We start from the raw sequence: 18296 nt of genomic DNA on the forward strand, positions 1-18296 counted from the left end.
GGACATCGAAGCGCTGATGACATCGGATCAAGACTGGTGGCCAGCCGATTATGGACATTATGGTCCTTTCTTTATTCGCATGGCATGGCACGGTGCGGGCACCTATCGTGTACAAGATGGACGCGGCGGTGCTGCGGGAGCGCAACAACGCTTTGAGCCGCTTAATAGCTGGCCCGACAACGTTAGTTTGGATAAAGCACGTCGTCTGTTATGGCCTGTGAAGCAAAAATACGGCCGCAATATTTCTTGGGCTGATTTGATGGTACTGACAGGCAACGTAGCGCTCGAATCAATGGGCTTTAAGACCTACGGTTTTGCTGGCGGTCGTGAAGATGCTTGGGAGCCTGATATTGTTTACTGGGGACCTGAAACCGAGTGGCTCGGTGACAAACGCTATAAAGGTGAACGTAAACTCGATAACCCATTAGCCGCGGTACAAATGGGGCTAATTTACGTCAACCCAGAAGGTCCAAATGGCAACCCCGATCCACTGCTCGCCGCAAAAGATATTCGTGACACGTTCGGACGCATGGCGATGAACGATGAGGAAACCGTTGCATTGATCGCCGGCGGACATACGTTTGGTAAAGCGCACGGCGCGCACAAACCTGAAGAATGCTTAGGCGCTGAACCTGCTGCCGCCCCCGTAGAACAACAAGGTCTCGGTTGGAAGAATAGTTGCGGAAAAGGTAATGCTGAGGACACGATCACCAGTGGCTTAGAAGGTGCATGGTCGGTCAATCCTACTGCGTGGACGACCCAATACTTGGATAATTTGTTTGGTTTCGACTGGGAACAGACGCGCAGTCCAGCGGGCGCTATTCAATGGATACCTAAAGATGGTCAAGCGGCTAATATGGTACCTGATGCACACGTCGAAGGTAAGCGTCACGCGCCTATCATGTTTACTACCGATCTCGCACTAAAGTTCGACCCTGAATATCGCAAAATCGCGAAGCGTTTTCACGAAAACCCAGAAGAATTCGAACTTGCGTTTGCTAAAGCTTGGTTTAAATTGACCCACCGCGATATGGGTCCCAAAGCACGATACCTTGGCAGTATGGCACCTAAAGAAGACCTTATTTGGCAAGACCCAATCCCTAAAGTCGATTACACGCTGATTAACGAAAGCGAAATTAGCGAGTTAAAAAAACAGATCTTGGCCAGCAAACTGACGGTGCCAGAACTCGTTCGTACCGCCTGGGCAGCGGCTTCAAGCTTCCGTGCCACAGATATGCGCGGCGGAGCCAATGGCGCGCGGATCGCTTTGGAACCACAAATAAACTGGGAAGCGAATAACCCTGAAGAGTTGAGGCGAGTACTGAATGAACTTAAGCGCATTCGTGCTGAGTTCAATCAATCGCTCTCTGGCAATAAGCAAATATCTCTAGCGGATACTATCGTGCTGGCAGGTGCCGCTGCTATCGAAAAAGCAGCTGAAGATGCGGGCTATCGCGTAAAGGTACCTTTCATACCTGGACGCGCAGATGCGACCCAAGAGATAACCGACGTGCAGTCATTTAAGTTCTTGGAGCCAACTGCAGACGCTTTTCGAAACTATTACAGTGAAGAGAGCCGTTTGAATCCAGCGCAAATGATGGTCGATAAAGCCGACACGCTCGACTTAACTGTCCCAGAACTGACCGTTTTATTGGGAGGTTTACGCAGTTTAGGGGCGAACTATAAAGGTACTGAGCACGGAGTTTTCACGGAGCAGCCAGGTACACTCAACAACGACTTTTTCGTAAACTTGCTGAGTATGGATACACAATGGGAACCCTCTCAGGATGACGAGTCGCTATACATTGGTCGTGACCGCACTACGGGTGAGCCAAAGTACACCGCAACGACGGTCGACTTAATTTTTGGTTCGAACTCCGAGTTACGTGCAGTGGCGGAGATTTATGCCCTTGATGACTCAAAAGACAAGTTCGTCGACGACTTTATAAATGCATGGGTTAAAGTGATGCAGCTCGATCGCTTTGATCTAGAAAAGTCCTAACCGTTAATACAACGAATCTGCATGCCGGTTGATTGGAAACAATGAGCCGGCATTTTTATTTCACCGAATGAAAGCCATTGGGTAGTAATGAGTGTCGGCTGAAACGTTAGATTAGCATTGAAAACGTGATAGGAAGAGCTTACTAGAAGCTTGGTGCCGAGGGGGGGACTTGAACCCCCACGCTGTTACCAGCGGTGGATTTTGAATCCACTGCGTCTACCAATTCCGCCACCTCGGCATTAAGATAGGTTGTCTTGGTCGACGGAGGGGATTATACCCGTGACATCTTTCTAATCAAGCAAATATTGCAGAATTTTTTCGGTTTTAAGTTTGTTTGGTCATTCCTTAACCGAACCATCCTACTGCGCGTCGGTCCGGGTCATGGTAAACTCTCCCCGTTACAGGTTGTTATGGATAAAAATATGCCATCAGAAGCTCAAAAACTGCATGCGAGTTTTCCATCAGCAAACTTTCTTCGTCGGTTTGCCGCATGGATTTACGATTTTTTAGTCGCTTGTGCGATGGTTATGCTTGCCACCGCACTCGCGCTCGGAGCGTCAGCTATCGCCACCAGCTTAGGCTGGCTCACATTACCGGAAGGTATGGATCATGCGGAGTTTATTGACCAAGGTCCTTGGCTCACAATTTTTCTGCTAACCGTCTTAGCGGTGTTTTTTGGTTACTTCTGGAAAACATCGGGTCAGACCGTAGGCATGCGAGCTTGGCGCTTAAAATTACAACAGCGAGACGGTTCTCGACTCACTTACAAACAGGTAATTATAAGGCTTTTGACATGCATGTTGGGCGTAGGAAATATCTGGGTTCTCGTGGACTTAAAACACCGCCGAGCTTGGCAAGATTACGCCGCAAAAACAGAGCTGGTCACTCTATCAAAAGAAGCTAACCAGCTATTTTATTGGAAAGAGCTTTAGCTCTTCCTCTGCATGACAAAAATAGCAACACTGGCAAAGACTAAGCTCGGCAACAAGGCCCCTAGCACCGCCGGCACCTGGTAGACTTGTGCTAGGGGACCAAAAATTTCGTTACTGACATGAAACGCAAATCCTGTAATTACGCCCAACAGTATACGCGCTCCCATACTGGTTTCCCGTAATGGGCCAAAAATAAAGGACAATGCGACCAGTAACATCACTGCCACAGTCACCGGTGATAATACCTTACGCCACAACGCCAACTCGTAACGCTGAGCAGACTGCTCGTTCGACTTAAGGTAGGTGAGATAATCAATCAGTCCCGATATTGATAATGACTCCGGTTTTATAGTGACGACGCCCAATTTATCCGGTGTCAGGCTTGATTGCCACACAGTGCTATCAAGGCGTTTTTCAATCACTTTTTGTTGTGTAAGTCGAGTCTCGACCACCTGACTTAAACGCCAAGACTCATTACTATACACAGCCGTCTGAGCGTATGTGACTGTTTCGAGTTGCTGTTGTCCATCAAAGTCGTAAATCAGCACACCATTCAAACGTCCGGTGTCTTCAACTTCCGAAATATTAATAAAATCATCGCCATCTTTCGCCCAGACGCCACGTTGAGCGGAAATAAGACTACCTCCGGAGATTTCTTGTGCACGGATTAGCCGACCTTTAGCTTCCATCGGTGGAGCAACCCATTCGCCAATGGCAATTACAGCAATCATCATAACAACTGCAGTTTTCATCACCGCACCAGCAATATTAAGCTTTGAGCGACCCGCGGCTTGCATCACGATAAGCTCAGAGTTACTCGCCAGCACCCCCATACCTATTAAGCCACCCAGTAATGCAGCCATCGGAAAGAAAACTTCAACATCACGCGGAATACTGTAAAAAACAAACAGCGCCGCGTCGATCACCTCATAACTACCTCGTCCGACCGACTTGAGTTGCTCGACAAAACGTATTAACCCCGAAAGCCCGGTCAGTACGATTAAACTCATTAGCGAGGTTTTGAGAACTGTCGCACCAATATAGCGATCCAAGATACTAAACATCGTTACACTCTCCGGTTTCGCTGACGCCAGAACATCAAGTGTGCCCAAAATCTCAACCCGACAGGTCGTGCTCGGCTGAGCAACGCAATACCGAATACCAGCAAAGCAACATGTATCCACCACAGACCGATAAAGGTTGGGATAACTCCATCCCGTACCGCCGATTTGGCAGCCATGAGAACAAGAAAATATCCTAGATAAATTAAAATAGCCGGCGCCATTCGCGCGAATTTACCTTGTCTCGGATTGACTCGGCTTAATGGAACAGCAATCAGTGTCAATAATGGCATTGCCAACGGTATTGCTATACGCCATTGCAGCTCAGCCGCTGCCGCATTTGATTGTTCCTGCCACAACTCATTGACAGTATAAGCTTCTAGATCTCGTAACTGTTCGTCTACAGGCTGCTCTTTGATTTGCAACCTATACTGCTCGAAACTCATCAACTGGTAATGTTCACCATCGCCTGCAAAGCGTTTACCGTCGCGCAGCTCTAACCACTGAGAGCCAGAGCTTTCAGTATTCACTTCACCCGAGGTTGAAACCACCACGCTACCGGAGCGAATCCGTCCCTGCTCTGCCTGATGCTGCGCCACAAACACATTCTGCAAATCACCTTGATCATCTTGGCTTTGAATAAAAATGACTGCCTTGCCATTGCTAGATTGCTGAAAGCGACCTGGAATAAGGGCTGTTAATCCACTATCCGCGCGAGCCTTGTCCTCAATTTTTTGCTCTTGCTCCAATGACCAGGGCACTACGTACATAGTCAGCGCCGCAGTCAATAGAGCCAGTATCACCGCAACAACCAGTGTCACTCGAGTCACATACCACTCACTGACGCCACAGGCATGTAATACCGTCATTTCGTTGTCTGCATAGATGCGTCCGTGAGCCAATAAAATGCCCAGGAATAAGCTCAATGGGATGATCAGTGCCAGTAGCGCCGGTAGATTCAGCGATAACAACTGAAAAATAATAGAACTAGGAATATCGCCTTCTGACGCATCCGACAGTACGCGAACAAATTTTTGACTGACAAATATCGTCATCAGTACAACCAATACCGCGATTTGAGACTTTAATGTCTCAGCAATCAAATATTTAAAAATGCGCACGTTGCTCGACTCATAACTTTGGTTTTTACTGGAATAGCTGTGATTTTTAAGTAAACTTGTTATTTTAACAACAAATTTGTTTGTTAGGCTAACTATAGCAGTCCTTGCGGCCTACCGAAATAGGAGCACAGTCCATGGAGTTCAGCGTAAAAAGTGGCAACCCAGAAAAACAACGTTCCGCGTGTATCGTTGTGGGTGTCTTCGAACCGCGGAGATTATCCGGTGTCGCAGAACAACTTGATAACGTCAGTGAAGGTTATCTTAGTAACCTTTTACGACGAGGAGACTTAGAAGGCAAGACCGGTCAAGTGCTCTTACTTCATCACGTCCCTAATGTACTCGCAGAACGCGTACTGCTCGTCGGTTGTGGTAAGGAGCGCGAGCTTGATGAACGCCAGTATAAGCAGATTATAGCTAAGACGATTAATACACTAAACGAAACGGGCTCAATGGAAGCGGTTTGTTTCTTAAGTGAGTTACATGTAAAAGGCCGTGATACTTATTGGAAAGTACGTATGGCGGTCGAAGCTGCACACCAAACGATCTATAGCTTTAATCAGCTGAAAACCAAAAAAGAAGAACCGCGTAGGCCATTACGCAAACTCACATTTAACGTACCGAGTCGCAAAGAATTAACCATTGGTGAGCAAGCGATTAACCACGGTTTAGCCGTTGCCGCAGGTATGGATAAATGTCGTGACGTCGCCAATATGCCGCCTAACATCTGTACACCGCGCTATTTAGCCGATCAAGCCCATGCCCTGGCAGAAAAATATGCTCAACTGGAAGTAACCACGGTTGAGGAGAAGGAAATGGCCGAGCTCGGTATGAACGCTTACCTAGCCGTCGGTCGTGGCTCTGAGCATGAGTCAGTACTTACACTGATGCATTATAAAGGAGCCGCTGACGATCAGGCGCCTATAGTTTTAGTCGGTAAGGGACTGACCTTTGACTCAGGCGGAATTTCAATTAAACCGTCCGCCAATATGGACGAAATGAAATACGATATGGGTGGCGCTGCCGGCGTCTTTGGTGCGATGCAAGCGTTGGCTGAAATGCAGTTACCTATTAACGTGATTGGTGTGATGGCCGGCTGCGAAAATATGCCCGATGGTAAAGCGTATCGACCGGGTGACATTCTCACCACCATGAGCGGCCAAACCGTTGAAGTGCTAAATACCGATGCTGAGGGCCGATTGGTCTTATGCGATACGCTCACATATGTTGAGCGCTTTGAGCCAGAGCTTGTTATCGACTTGGCGACTTTAACCGGCGCTTGCGTAGTGGCGCTGGGTTCACACGCCTCAGCAGTGTTAAGTCAGCACAACCCATTAGCCAGCGAAATTTTAAATGCGGCGTCACAAAGTGGCGATAAAGCATGGCGTTTACCACTGTGGGACGAATACCAATCGCAATTGGATAGCCCCTTCGCTGACATGCAAAACATTGGCGGTAAAGAAGCTGGCACCATTACTGCCGCTTGTTTCTTATCTCGGTTTACGCGTAAATATAACTGGGCGCATATGGATATCGCGGGCACCGCCTGGAGTGGTGGCGCTAATAAAGGTTCCACTGGCCGTCCTGTACCCTTGCTTAGCCAATTTTTGATCAACCGCTGCCAACAAGTGGATGCAAACGACTAGTTATGCCCAGTGCAACGTTTTTTTTAGTACAAACGACCGACGAAGACGAGAAAAATAACCTGATTTGCGATAAAATCGCCGATCTTTTTCGTCAGTATCGCAAATTGCTTGTGGTATGCGAGGATCAGCAGCAGGCCGAACTGTTCGACGAACTGTTGTGGCAGCGGCCTGCCGATGGGTTTATCCCCCATGCGTTAGTAGGTGAAGCCTTGCCGAACGGTGCGCCGGTGACGCTCTCGTGGCGTCAGTCAGAGCAACAACCGCGTACAGGCATGGCTCTGTTTAACTTGGCAAGCCAAGTGCCAGAGATTGCACAACGCAGCCAACATATTTTTGACCTTGTGCCGGCGCCCGAAGATGAAAAAGCCGTCGCACGAGAGCGATACAAACATTATCGTGCTCGCGGATGCCAAATGCGCACCGAGCCGTTAACAGCAAAGCACAATTAAGGCCATTATGGACAAGACGTACTCTCCTAAAGACATTGAAGAATCGTTATATCAAACGTGGGAAAGCAAAGGCTATTTTAAGCCTTCTGGCGAAGGTGATGCATACTCAATTATGATCCCACCCCCCAATGTGACAGGTAGCTTGCACATGGGTCACGCGTTCCAACACACCATTATGGATATCCTGACCCGCTATCAGCGGATGGACGGGAAAAACACATTATGGCAGGTCGGCTCCGATCACGCGGGCATTGCAACCCAAATGGTTGTTGAGCGTCAACTTGCAGCAGAAGGCAAAAGCCGCGCCGACTTAGGTCGTGAAGCGTTTATCGACAAAGTCTGGGAGTGGAAGCAAGAGTCTGGCGGCACTATTACCTCACAAATGCGTCGCTTAGGTGATTCTGTCGACTGGGATCGCGAGCGTTTTACGATGGATGAAGGTCTGTCTAAAGCAGTGCTAGAAGTCTTCGTAAAGCTTCACAAAGAAGGTCTTATATACCGTGGCAAGCGCTTGGTTAATTGGGATCCAAAGTTACAAACAGCGATTTCTGACCTTGAAGTTGAAAATAAAGAGCAGCAGGGTCACATCTGGCATCTACGTTATCCGCTAGCGGATGGCGAGAAAACGGAAGACGGTAAAGATTATTTGGTTGTCGCGACGACTCGACCCGAGACGATGCTGGGAGATGTTTGTGTTGCCGTTCATCCAGAAGACGCGCGTTACAAACACTTAGTCGGTAAGCACATTGAGCTACCACTCGTTAATCGCAGAATTCCAATCATTGCCGATGACTATGTTGACCGTGAGTTCGGTACTGGCTGCGTTAAAATCACCCCTGCTCATGACTTTAATGACTATGAAATAGGTAAACGCAACGAACTGGGCATGATTGCGGTACTTGATGATACGGCACATGTTTTAAGTACTGCGGGTTTGTATACGAGCAAAGGAGAAGCGGTTGAGTCGCTTGGTGAGTTTAAGGGCGAACTGCCTCAACAGTTTGCAGGGCTTGAACGCTTTGAAGCACGTAAACAAATCATCGCCGCGTTTGAAGAGCTCGAGCTCCTCGATAAGATTGAGAAGCATACCAACAAGGTGCCTTACGGCGACCGCGGCGGCGTACCAATTGAACCCCATTTGACGGATCAGTGGTATGTGCGTGTTGAATCATTAGCTAAACAGGCGACTGAAGCTGTTGAAGATGGTCGCATCGAGTTCGTACCCAAACAATACGAGAATATGTACTTCAGTTGGATGCGTGACATCCAGGACTGGTGTATTTCACGTCAACTGTGGTGGGGACACCGCATTCCAGCATGGTACGACGAACAAGGTAACGTCTATGTTGGACGCTCTGAGGAAGAGGTGCGCAAAGAAAACGACCTAGGCGACATCAAATTGTCTCAAGATGATGATGTCCTCGATACCTGGTTCTCCTCTGCGCTTTGGACTTTCTCGACGCTAGGTTGGCCAGAGCAAACTGACGATTTAAAAACGTTCCACCCGACTGATGTGCTGGTCACCGGTTTTGATATTATTTTCTTCTGGGTTGCGCGCATGATTATGATGACCATGCACTTCCTGAAAGATGAAAATGGTCAGCCTCAGGTCCCCTTCAAAAAGGTCTATGTCACTGGGCTTATTCGCGATGAAGAAGGCCAGAAGATGTCTAAGTCGAAAGGTAACGTACTGGATCCATTAGACATGATCGACGGCATTAGCGCTGATGCATTAGTCGAAAAGCGTACCGCTAATCTCATGCAACCTAAAATGCGCGAGAAAATTGCTAAAGCAACACGCAAACAGTTCCCTGAAGGCATCGCTGCACATGGTACCGATGCGTTGCGTTTTACTCTGACTGCGCTGGCTTCGACGGGTCGTGATATTAACTGGGATATGAAACGTCTTGAGGGTTATCGCAACTTCTGTAATAAGTTATGGAACGCTAGCCGCTATGTGTTGATGAACACGGAAGAACATGATTGCGGCCAGTCAGGTGAAGACTATCGCTTATCGCTCGCAGATGAGTGGATTATTGCGCGCTTCAACCACACTGTTAAAGAGTTCCGTCATGCACTCGATACCTATCGGTTTGACCAAGCCGCAGCGATTGCTTACGAGTTTACTTGGAACCAGTTCTGTGACTGGTATTTAGAGTTAACCAAGCCCGTACTTAATAATGGTACTGAAGCAGAGCAACGTGGCACGCGCCGTACCTTGGTCACTGTACTCGAGCAACTATTACGACTACTGCATCCTGTGTTGCCTTATATCACCGAGACTATTTGGCATCGTGTCAAACCGTTGGCCGGGGTTGAGGGTGAAACGATTATGTTGCAACCGTTCCCACGAGCAAACGCCGATGTCGATCATCAAGCGATGCAGGATATGGAATGGTTAAAACGGGTGATCTTGGCGATCCGAAATATCCGTGGTGAGATGGATTTATCGCCTAACAAACCATTACCGTTGCTAATATCTCATTATGATGAGATGGCACGGGGCCGTATTGAAGCCAACAGAACATTCTTGCAGAGCCTGGCCAAACTTGAGCAAATCGACTACTTGAATGAAGGCGATGAGCCGCCAGCGAGTATGACAAGCCTTGTGGATAGTATGCAGTTGCACATCCCGATGGCTGGCTTAATTGACAAGGACGCCGAGTTAAAACGTCTCGATAAAGCCCTGCAAAAAGCCGAGCAAGAGCAAAAGCGCCTAAGCGGCAAGCTCAGTAACGAAAACTTCGTGAGTAAGGCACCTGAGGCCGTCATTGCTAAAGAGCGTGAGAAGCTGGCAGAAGCTGAAGAAGCGTTAGCTCAACTCAAGCAGCAGCACGCCAAAATAGCCTCTCTGTAATAGGTTTCGAGCATAAGTGAAGGCGCCTTTATGGCGCCTTTTTTCATCCAATTATCATCTCTCTGCGTAGAACATAAAACGCTTAACTTAAGGAGAGAGCAATGAATATCTTTGACGAACTTAAGACCGATCATGATAAGCAGCGCGCATTGTTGGACAACTTGAGCGACACGCAGGGGGATGAAGCAGAACGTCGCACCCAATTCAACGTTTTGAAAGCGCAACTTCAAGCACATGCTACGGCTGAAGAAAGGTATTTCTACTCACCATTGATTAACAACGATAGTACCGTCGACTTATCACGTCACGGTATTGCTGAACACCACGAGATTGACGAGCTCATTGAGACGATAGAGCAAACCGATATGTCATCGCCAGCTTGGCTTCAGCACTTGAAAAGCCTCAAACATAAAGTGCTTCACCACCTCGAAGACGAAGAACAGGGCTTTTTTCAGCAGGCAGGTAAGGTGCTTAGCACCCAACAAAAATCAGAGTTAGGTAGTGACTATCGCTTAGAAATGGATCAACAAGGTATATAGCAATAAGTTCGAGGACGAATTATTCGTCCTCGAAATCTTCCTCGTCTTCGTCAAGGAAAGTACCCCAACCGTCGTACTCAACTTCACATTCTTCAGCCACGACTAAAATCTCGCGAATTTGACGCGAAAGGACATCTCGGTCAAGCGTACTTTCTGTGGAAGCTGCAAAAGCAAACCACCGCTCGCCTTGCTCGTCCTCAAACTCGTCCGCATCATCAACGTGATAGCCTTCTTTTACCATTTCTACAGCGGCCTTTTCGAGCTTGGTAAAGTCCTGTGACGCCAAATGATGCTCTATTAAATAGTATTCACTTGGATCGACACCATCTTCTAGCATGGCATCAATTGTTTCATTACTCTGCTCGAGCAAGACATCTAGCATTGAACTCATAAATTTCCTTCATCATTTTCACTGACGTGTTTATCTAGTAGAGCAATTTTGTTCTTCATCACCTCGTGAGTCTCACGAGAGAGTTGTCGTAGTGATTCTTTTGAGTAATTGGCTATGTTAATAGGTTCAAGGAACTCTATTTTTAATACACCGTTGCTCCAACGATTCATTTTAATCTTTTCGTGTAAATTTGAAACACATACGGGAACAATATTTACTTGAGCTTTTAGTGCGGTGTGAAACGCGCCATTTTTAAATGGAAGCAGCCCTCTTCCATAACTTCGCGTTCCTTCAGGAAACATCCACACTGAAATATCTCTACGTTTAATCGCATCAGCCGTTTGCGCAATCGTGCCGTGTGCACGCCCTTTATTCTTTCTATCAATTAGAATATTGCCGGCGAGCCAGTATAATTGACCGAAGAATGGGATGTAACGCAGACTTTTTTTGCCGACCGTGACGGTATTTGGCGGTAGCATCGCCGCAATAGTAAAAATTTCCCAGCTATTTTGATGGTTGCAAATATAGACATAAGGTCCGCCCGTCGGTACATCAGGGTGCACCTTGACCTCGAGTTTTACACCCAATATGCGTGTAACCGAGCCGAAGATACGTGCCCATACGTATGTATTATTACGATGAAATGGCCTTAATATACAGAATATACAGCCGATAACTCCGAATAGGACGATAAAGATCCCTAAAAATATCCAGCGTATCGCAGCTAACATCATTACTCCTTGTTGTTTTGCTCGGCTAGTATATCGTGTTTATTCAAAATAAAACTCCGATCAGTCAAATATTAGGTAAGCTATGGCTCTATTTACCCGACCCGATATCTCAACCGATGTTTATATCGAGCTTATGGATGAGATTAAAGAGCTCCATCAACAAGCAGAGAACAGCGTAATTGCTCTAGAGTCTTCGCCAGACTCCGTTTCTCACCAAGCATCACTGTACCGCGCGATCCATACCATCAAAGGCGACTTAGGCATTATCGGGCTTACCCCCTTAATACCGCTCATCGGTGCTGTTGAAAATCTGCTGGACGACGTTCGCAATCAACGATTCTCTTTTAACGCGAGCATGGGTGACATCGTATTTAACTTAATCGATCACGTTTACAACTTTGTTCAATCTTGTAAAGACAGTGTTCGAGTTGAGTATCCAGACCAGCGCTATCAACGGGTAATTGGACTATGCCAAGCACTGGACTACAAACATATTGATACCGCTTTACGAAAAGTTCTAGTAACGCTAGCGCCTGAGCTAGTTATCACCGCCGACCTCAATAATAAGCCAACTTATACCCTCAATGCCCAAGACAATGCAGAAGCGGACTTATCGTTCTTTGAATCACTCATAACTCATGCGGAACAACGTTCAAGTTATTGGCAAGGTAGAGCCCAACGCCAACTAAAACTTGCCCTAATTATTAACAGACATGCAGGCTCACCAGTTGATGATAGACAATTAACAGCCGCATGCTTTGTACACGACTTCGGAATGTCGTTTTTACCTCTGTCCATTCTTCATGCGAAAGATGCGTTATCAGATGCGCAAAGTAACACGTTAAAAACGCATGTTTACCTGTCAGCCAAGTTACTCGAAAATCTACCACAATGGCAAAAAGCAAAACAAATGGTGTTACAACATCATGAGCGAGTCGACGGAGAGGGTTACCCCAATGGACTCAAACAATCCGACATCTGCGATGGCGCTAAAATATTAGCGATTGTTGACACATTTGACGCTATGACCCATGAACGCGCCCATAATCATCATTTAAAGAGACCGTATAGCCGAGCCCACGCTGAAATAAAACGGTTAGCAGGGACACAACTGTGTCCCTATTGGGTGACTGTATTTAATGAAGCGATGACTGAACTCATTAGAGTAAAACGGACGCTCTAGATTTAATCCTCGCTCGCATCGGTTTCCGATGATGAGTCGATCGTGTTACTAACCGCCTCTACTTCGATCCTATCGACACGTTGTAGACCACGCGGTAATTTATTGCCTCGACGACCACGTTCACCATGGTAATGCGCAAGATCAGCAGGCTTCAGTGTCAACTTACGGCGGCCTGCATGCAAAGTTACCGTGCTCTCTGGGCTTGCAACACTCACTGCGACCACATACTCCTCCCGCGACTGAGCTCGCAATGTTGGAATACTGATCATTTTGTTACCTTTACCTTTTGCTAACTGTGGTAGGTCAGCTATCGGAAACACCAGCATGCGTCCCTCATTGGACACAACTATCACCTGTGCTTGTGCGGTATCTTTTACCTCTACAGGCGGCATTACCTTGGCCCCTGTGGGTAGCGTCAGGATCGCCTTACCATTTTTATTGCGTGAAACTAAATCTTTAAACTGACACACAAAACCATAACCAGCGTCAGAACTTAGTAGATAATACTGTTCGTCTCTAGCCATCAGTGCATGCTGAACCATTTCTCCCGCCACCATATTAAAACGGCCTGTTAACGGTTCACCTTGGCTTCGAGCCGAGGGCAATGAATGGGCTTCGCAAGAATAGCTGCGCCCCGATGTATCAAGAAATACGACCGGTAGGTTGCTTTTGCCCTGAGCTGCTGCTTGGAAACTGTCGCCCGACTTGTAGCTCAGTTTCTCGCCATCGACATCATGCCCTTTGGCACAACGCACCCAGCCTTTAGCAGAGAGCACTACGGTCACCGCTTCAGCAGGCGTAAGTTCGGTTTCACTGAGAGCTTTAGCTTCAGCGCGTTCAACTAGAGGCGAACGACGCTCGTCGCCATACTTCTCGGCATCAGCAAGAATTTCTTTTTTGATAAGAGTTTTTAAGCGACGGTCTGAGTTGAGTAGCTGTGAGAGTTTTTCACGCTCTTTTTCAAGCTCCTCTTGCTCGCCCTTTAACTTCATTTCTTCTAAACGCGCTAAATGGCGTAATTTCAACTCCAGAATAGCTTCTGCCTGAGTATCCGTCAGCGCGAAACGCTTGATTAGTTCTTTTTTCGGCTCGTCTTCATAACGAATAATTTCAATGACTTCGTCAATATTCAAAAACGCTATTAATAGACCCTGCAAAATATGCAAACGCGCTTCTACTTTGTCGAGACGGTATTGCAATCGCCGCGTTACCGTTTGCTTACGGAACTCTAGCCACTCACCCAAAATACCGACCAGAGGTTTAACTTGTGGCCGACCATCCAAGCCAAGGATATTAAGGTTTACACGGTACTGCTTCTCGAGATCTGTGGTAGCAAACAAGTGCTTCATCAACTGCTCTGTATCAACACGATTCGAGCGCGGCACCACGACCAAACGAGTAGGGTTTTCGTGGTCTGATTCATCACGTAAGTCAGAAACTAAGGGCAGTTTTTTGGCTTGCATCTGTGCGGCTATCTGTTCCAACACTTTCGCGCCAGAAGCTTGATGAGGTAATGCAGTGAGTACGATCTCGTTTTCTTCAAGATGATACTTAGCACGCATTTTTATCGTCCCACGCCCCGATTCGTAAAGCTTTTTTAGATCCGCTTTCGGCGTGATAATTTCCGCGTCCGTTGGATAGTCAGGTCCTTGTAAGTGCTCCATCACCTCATCTAAATCTGCGCTCGGCCTATCAATTAATAACGCACATGCATTAGCCACTTCACGGGCATTATGCGGCGGAATATCTGTTGCCATACCGACAGCAATACCAGTAACCCCATTAAGCAGAATATGGGGTAAGCGTGCCGGTAACATTTTCGGCTCGCGCATCGTGCCATCAAAGTTGGGAATCCAGTCGACCGTGCCTTGCCCAAGCTCGCTCAACAGTACCTCGCTAAAGTGCGATAACTTAGCTTCGGTGTAACGCATGGCAGCGAACGACTTAGGATCATCCGGCGATCCCCAGTTTCCTTGACCATCAACGAGTGGGTGACGATAGCTAAATGGTTGCGCCATCAGTACCATTGCTTCATAACAGGCGCTATCACCATGCGGATGAAACTTACCAAGTACATCACCCACGGTACGAGCAGACTTTTTATATTTAGCCAGAGCCGAAAGCCCGAGCTCTGACATTGCGTAAATAATTCGACGTTGCACCGGCTTTAGGCCATCGCCAATATGCGGTAGCGCACGGTCCATAATGACGTACATCGAGTAGTTGAGGTACGCATCCTCAGTAAACTTACTCAGCGGTGTGCGTTCGGTTACTTCACTCGACATTGAGCTGTTCTCCATTTAAATTCATTTCGCGCAGTGGTCATTTTTATAATTCTGCCAAATCGGCCATATTGCCTTTGCTCTCTAGCCAAGTACGACGATCGGCTGCACGCTTTTTCGCTAATAACATATCCATCAATTCCTCCATCGCCTCAGCATCGTCAATAGTGAGCTGTACGAGTCGACGGGTATTAGGGTCCATGGTCGTTTCACGGAGTGTCAATGGGTTCATTTCACCTAACCCTTTGAAGCGCTGCACGTTGACTTTTCCTTTGCGCTTCTCCGCTTCGATACGATCAAGAATGCCCTGCTTCTCGCCTTCATCAAGGGCATAGAACACATCTTTGCCAACATCAATGCGATACAGCGGAGGCATTGCCACAAAGATATGCCCATTTTCGACCAAGGGTCGGAAGTGTTTTACGAACAAAGCGCACAATAAGGTGGCGATATGCAGACCATCCGAGTCAGCATCAGCAAGAATACAAATCTTGTTGTATCTCAGCTTGTCCAAATCCACCGAGTTCGGATCAACCCCCACGGCGACGGATATATCGTGTATTTCTTGGGAAGCAAGGATCTGTTCTGGGTCGACCTCCCAGGTATTGAGAATTTTTCCTCGTAACGGCATCACCGCTTGAAACTCACGATCGCGCGCCTGTTTAGCTGAGCCGCCTGCAGAGTCACCCTCGACCAAAAATAGCTCACTACGCTCACTGTCTTGACCCGAGCAGTCTGTCAGCTTGCCGGGAAGTGCAGGGCCAGACGTTACTTTTTTACGAACAACCTTTTTACTGGCTTTCAAGCGACGCTGCGCATTAGAGATACAAAGTTCTGCAAGCGCCTCAGCTTGTTCGGTATGCTCATTGAGCCACAGGCTGAATGAATCTTTTACGACACCTGAAACAAAACTCGCCGACTGGCGAGACGACAAACGTTCTTTAGTCTGCCCGGCAAATTGCGGGTCTTCCATCTTCAGTGAAAGAATATAACTACACCGCTCCCACACATCATCAGGCGTCAATTTAACACCGCGCGGCGTTAAATTACGGAATTCACAGAATTCTCGCATGGCTTCTAACAAACCTTGTCGCAAGCCATTGACGTGCGTGCCGCCTAAAGCAGTGGGAATTAAGTTCACATAACTTTCAGTAACCGCTTCACCACCTTCTGGTAACCAAGTCACTGCCCATTCTGCCGCCTCAGTTTTACTGACAAAGCTCCCGTCAAAGGGCGCCTCCGGCAGTGTGGGGTATTCTTCAACGGCTTCTCGTAAGTAGTCCGTTAAGCCATCCTCGTAAAACCAGCTTGTTTCCTCGCCGTCAACATGATTGATAAAGCGAATGGTCAATCCCGGACAAAGAACCGCTTTTGCACGTAGCAGATGGGTCAGCTTTAAAACTGAAAATTTACTTGAGTCGAAATACTGTTCATCGGGCCAAAAGTGAACGCGGGTGCCCGTATTACGTTTACCACAGGTACCGGTGACGTCCAGTTCTGAAACTTTGTCACCGTTTTCAAACGCCATTTCGTACACTTGACTGTCACGGCGAATCGTTATTTCGACGCGTTTGGATAACGCGTTAACAACCGAAATACCGACGCCATGAAGACCACCTGAAAATTGATAGTTCTTATTAGAGAATTTCCCACCCGCATGGAGCTTACTCATTATCAGCTCCACGCCGGGGATTTTCTCCTCTGGGTGAATATCAACAGGCATGCCTCGACCATCGTCAGTCACTTCGAGTGACTGATCTTTGTGTAATACCACTGTAATGGTTTTAGCATGCCCTGCGAGCGCTTCGTCGACACTGTTATCGATAACTTCTTGGCCAAGATGGTTAGGGCGCGACGTGTCTGTATACATACCCGGTCGACGTTGGACCGGCTCAAGGCCGTTTAAGACCTCGATCGAATCGGATTTATAATCTGTCATGGTTATGATCTAATTTTTGGACCAGCGCGACACATTGTCGTGTATATGGTTATTATTGTGGATTCAATGTACCGCTATTATCGGTCTATTTGAAGTCGTGTGGTAAAAATTTATCTAAGCGTAGCATCGGCACTTGTCCACGCGTTTTAATGAGCATCAACCAATCTGCTAGGAACTGATTCACTTGATGTTTTTCATCAGGATGTCGCATTTCTGGATTGGGCTGCTGATAGTTTACACGCAGCCGACTCACCCCCTGACTCGAGAGCACCTCTGCCATCCGAACATCATGATATAGACGCACGTCGAGTTGTGTCAGTAAGTAATCAGCTGACCAATGCTCTCGCTTTTGCGCAATGCGGACATCACTGGTGTATTTTGACTCACTCAACTGAGTAATTTCAAACGTTAGGTGCGCGCCAGCACGAATGACATGTGGGTGTTCTGAGTCCGGTACAAGTCGTACCAACCCGGCATAGTTGCGTTCATTAATACGATGTAACTCAGCTACATCAATAACGTACCGCTCATCTCTCATAGTCGACGCTTTACACCTTAATTATTTGGCAAATGGTAGCTTATTAATATGTAATTGAAGCCATTGTAGACCAATCACACTAGCCGCATTATTAATGCGCCCTTGCTCTAACCATTCTATCACGCTTTCGAAGGGTTTGACGTGCACGCGGATATCCTCATGTTCCGACTCGACTCCTGCTAGCTCAGCCGCTTGGCTGGCATCGACTTCAGCAATATAAATAGTTAAGCGCTCGTCAGTCCCCCCGGGGCTTGAATAATAACTCAATGCTTTGACTAACTGCTTAGCGCGCAGCCCCGCCTCTTCAAATAATTCACGATGCGCCACTTGTTCGGGCGTTTCATCGCCATCAAACATGCCAGCAACAAACTCTAACAACCAAGGACCGTATTCGTTTTTCATAGCTCCCATACGAAACTGCTCTAAAACCACGAGTTCCTGAGTGATTGGGTCATAGGGAATCACCACTACGGCATCACCGCGCTCCATCAGTTCGCGCGTAATCGAGGGTCCCCACCCGCCAGCAAACAATTTATGTTTGAGTGTGTACTGGTTTACCGACAAAAATCCCTTATAAAGTGAATCTTTACTTTCAATTTGAACATCATCTTTACTAAACTGTTTCACC

At 47.4% G+C, this 18296-nt stretch carries 15 protein-coding genes and 1 tRNA gene; 7 read left to right on the forward strand and 9 right to left on the reverse strand.

All coding sequences use genetic code 11. The features are described 5' to 3' along the window. Positions 1 to 2002, forward strand: a 2002-nt coding sequence (gene katG, locus OS145_RS12705) for a catalase/peroxidase HPI (protein ID WP_006956970.1), incomplete at its 5' end; no start/stop codon positions are given. A 151-nt stretch (positions 2003 to 2153) separates the two neighbouring features. On the opposite strand, the gene OS145_RS12710 is transcribed toward katG, so the two are convergent. Further along, positions 2154 to 2240 (reverse strand) — tRNA-Leu (locus OS145_RS12710). A 184-nt stretch (positions 2241 to 2424) separates the two neighbouring features. Between OS145_RS12710 and OS145_RS12715 the strand changes: the two genes are divergently transcribed. Then, on the forward strand, positions 2425 to 2934 hold the full coding sequence (locus OS145_RS12715) for an RDD family protein (RefSeq protein WP_040488268.1): 510 nt from the start codon (positions 2425 to 2427) through the stop codon (positions 2932 to 2934). On the opposite strand, the gene lptG is transcribed toward OS145_RS12715, so the two are convergent. Together lptG and lptF are read right to left on the reverse strand one after the other, a co-directional pair. Then, positions 2931 to 3998 carry an LPS export ABC transporter permease LptG gene (gene lptG / locus OS145_RS12720; RefSeq protein ID WP_006956972.1) on the reverse strand — a complete coding sequence of 356 codons (1068 nt, stop codon included), beginning with the start codon at positions 3996 to 3998 and terminating at the stop codon, positions 2931 to 2933. The two genes, OS145_RS12715 and lptG, sit on opposite strands and share 4 nt — an antisense overlap. 2 nt (positions 3999 to 4000) lie before the next feature. Then, positions 4001 to 5116 carry an LPS export ABC transporter permease LptF gene (lptF, locus tag OS145_RS12725; RefSeq protein ID WP_006956973.1) on the reverse strand — a complete coding sequence of 372 codons (1116 nt, stop codon included), beginning with the start codon at positions 5114 to 5116 and terminating at the stop codon, positions 4001 to 4003. Positions 5117 to 5250: 134 nt separating this feature from the next. On the opposite strand from lptF, the gene pepA reads away from it, so the two are divergent. The 4 genes from pepA (at position 5251) to OS145_RS12745 (ending at position 10604) form a co-directional block, all read left to right on the forward strand. Continuing rightward, positions 5251 to 6759, forward strand: a complete 1509-nt coding sequence (pepA, locus tag OS145_RS12730) for a leucyl aminopeptidase (RefSeq protein WP_006956974.1) — start codon at positions 5251 to 5253, stop codon at positions 6757 to 6759. Positions 6760 to 6761: 2 nt separating this feature from the next. Next, entirely contained in the window at positions 6762 to 7208 is a 447-nt protein-coding gene (locus OS145_RS12735) for a DNA polymerase III subunit chi (RefSeq protein WP_006956975.1), read from the forward strand. 7 nt (positions 7209 to 7215) lie between these two features. Beyond that, positions 7216 to 10065 (forward strand): valine--tRNA ligase, encoded by a 2850-nt coding sequence (locus OS145_RS12740; RefSeq protein ID WP_006956976.1) that lies wholly within the window; start codon positions 7216 to 7218, stop codon positions 10063 to 10065. A gap of 101 nt (positions 10066 to 10166) precedes the next feature. Next, positions 10167 to 10604 carry a hemerythrin domain-containing protein gene (locus tag OS145_RS12745; RefSeq protein ID WP_006956977.1) on the forward strand — a complete coding sequence of 146 codons (438 nt, stop codon included), beginning with the start codon at positions 10167 to 10169 and terminating at the stop codon, positions 10602 to 10604. A 19-nt stretch (positions 10605 to 10623) separates the two neighbouring features. On the opposite strand, the gene rraB is transcribed toward OS145_RS12745, so the two are convergent. Together rraB and OS145_RS12755 are read right to left on the reverse strand one after the other, a co-directional pair. Next, a complete protein-coding gene (rraB, locus tag OS145_RS12750; RefSeq protein ID WP_006956978.1) occupies positions 10624 to 10995 on the reverse strand; it encodes a ribonuclease E inhibitor RraB in 372 nt (123 codons plus the stop codon). Beyond that, the gene (locus OS145_RS12755) at positions 10992 to 11726 is read right to left on the reverse strand and encodes a 1-acylglycerol-3-phosphate O-acyltransferase (protein ID WP_006956979.1); all 735 of its coding nucleotides are present in this window, start codon (positions 11724 to 11726) and stop codon (positions 10992 to 10994) included. The genes rraB and OS145_RS12755 overlap by 4 nt, the downstream gene beginning before the upstream one ends. Before the next feature lie 82 nt (positions 11727 to 11808). Here OS145_RS12755 and OS145_RS12760 point away from each other — a divergent pair, with 82 nt between their 5' ends. Further along, the gene (locus tag OS145_RS12760) at positions 11809 to 12909 is read left to right on the forward strand and encodes an HD-GYP domain-containing protein (protein ID WP_006956980.1); all 1101 of its coding nucleotides are present in this window, start codon (positions 11809 to 11811) and stop codon (positions 12907 to 12909) included. A 2-nt stretch (positions 12910 to 12911) separates the two neighbouring features. Here the strand turns inward: OS145_RS12760 and parC are convergent, their stop codons facing one another. The 4 genes from parC to OS145_RS12780 form a co-directional block, all read right to left on the reverse strand. Next, a complete protein-coding gene (gene parC, locus OS145_RS12765) occupies positions 12912 to 15194 on the reverse strand; it encodes a DNA topoisomerase IV subunit A (protein WP_006956981.1) in 2283 nt (760 codons plus the stop codon). Positions 15195 to 15237: 43 nt separating this feature from the next. Continuing rightward, positions 15238 to 17130, reverse strand: coding sequence for a DNA topoisomerase IV subunit B (parE, locus tag OS145_RS12770; RefSeq protein WP_006956982.1), 1893 nt, complete (start codon positions 17128 to 17130; stop codon positions 15238 to 15240). Between the two features lie 85 nt (positions 17131 to 17215). Beyond that, positions 17216 to 17668, reverse strand: a complete 453-nt coding sequence (locus OS145_RS12775) for a DUF1249 domain-containing protein (protein WP_006956983.1) — start codon at positions 17666 to 17668, stop codon at positions 17216 to 17218. A gap of 21 nt (positions 17669 to 17689) precedes the next feature. Next, entirely contained in the window at positions 17690 to 18295 is a 606-nt protein-coding gene (locus OS145_RS12780) for an NUDIX domain-containing protein (RefSeq protein ID WP_006956984.1), read from the reverse strand. Position 18296 lies beyond the last annotated feature (1 nt).

The organism is Idiomarina baltica OS145, from assembly GCF_000152885.1.
Lineage (GTDB): Bacteria > Pseudomonadota > Gammaproteobacteria > Enterobacterales > Alteromonadaceae > Idiomarina > Idiomarina baltica.